This is a genomic window from Emticicia sp. (assembly GCF_049241225.1).
Taxonomy (GTDB): domain Bacteria; phylum Bacteroidota; class Bacteroidia; order Cytophagales; family Spirosomataceae; genus Emticicia.
The window spans coordinates 1-1,247 of sequence record NZ_JBMLRC010000109.1 but is presented as its reverse complement, the minus strand read 5'-3'; the positions used below and the strand labels follow the sequence as shown (position 1 = coordinate 1,247).

1 protein-coding gene is annotated in these 1,247 nt (G+C 42.3%); it reads right to left on the bottom strand.

What is annotated here, in order from left to right:
* Positions 1-14: 14 nt before the first annotated feature.
* Positions 15-1,247 (bottom strand): ATP-dependent helicase (locus ACOVO2_RS06805; RefSeq protein ID WP_421769249.1); only part of this gene is annotated, 1,233 nt, incomplete at its 5' end.

Genomic DNA, 1,247 nt, shown 5'->3' with positions numbered 1-1,247 from the left:
TTTTTTGTTATAGTCTATTCTACAATTCTCAATTTCGCAAAACTCAACAAAAGCGTTTTTTCGCCTTGTCCTTGAGCATCAAATTTGATGGTTGCTTTTCGGTCATTGCCATTAATATCCATTTTCGTGACAGTCCCATAGCCAAATTTCGGATGTTCTACCTTGTCTCCTGCTTTTAGGTTTGAGGTATCGCTTGCCACAAAATCGCCCGTTGGCGTATGATTCACTGGAGCAGCTTTCTGTACAGGTCTTAAATTAGAAATTAGGGTTTCTTTCTTAGTAAATCCTGACGGAACTGGCGAACTCGTCGTAGCTGGACGGTCATTTCTTGCATCACTGTTTCCGTAAGAAATCACCCTACTTCTTGAAATTTGCAGGTATTTTGGGTCGATTTCTTCCAAAAAACGACTTGGTTCGCAGTAGTTCAGACGGCCATAGTTATAACGACTTTCGGCATAGCTCAAAGTCAATTTCTTCTCTGCACGGGTGATGGCCACGTAAAACAGACGACGTTCTTCTTCCAAATCGCTACGTTTCGAGAGCATCATTTGTGATGGAAAAAGGTTTTCTTCCAAACCAACGATATAGACATACTTAAACTCCAGACCTTTTGCTCCGTGAATCGTCATGAGGGTCACACGGTCGTGGTCGCCATCTTCGTCTTCTTGGTCGGCGGTGGTCATGAGCGTAACCGTCTGCAAAAACGCACTCAAAGTCACTTCTTCATTTTCTGGATTATCAACAAATTGCTTGATTGAGTTGAGTAATTCTTGGATATTTTCGTAGCGAGCCAAACCTTCAACGGTTTTATCATCGTACAATTCTTTCAAAAGTCCCGAAGTTTTGGCAATGTATGAAGCCACCGTGTGGGCATCTTTGCCTTCTTCAATCAATAAACCGTAGCTTTTGATGAGTGTCGCAAAATCATCAATCGTCTGAGCAGCACGTCCAGCAATGTATTGATTGATGTTACTCACCACTTCCCAGACCGACTTGCCATTTTCGGCAGCCGTAACCACGATTTTGGCAACTGTCGTATCGCCAATGCCACGCTTGGGTAAATTAATGATGCGTTTAAAAGCCTCTTCGTCATTCTGGTTTATTGTGAAACGAAGGTAGGCCAACAAATCTTTGATTTCTTTTCGTTGATAAAAAGATAAGCCTCCGATGATTCGGTACTTGATATTGAGTTTTCTTAAAGCCTCTTCAAAAGCCCTCGACTGGGCATTTGTACGGTAAAGAATCGC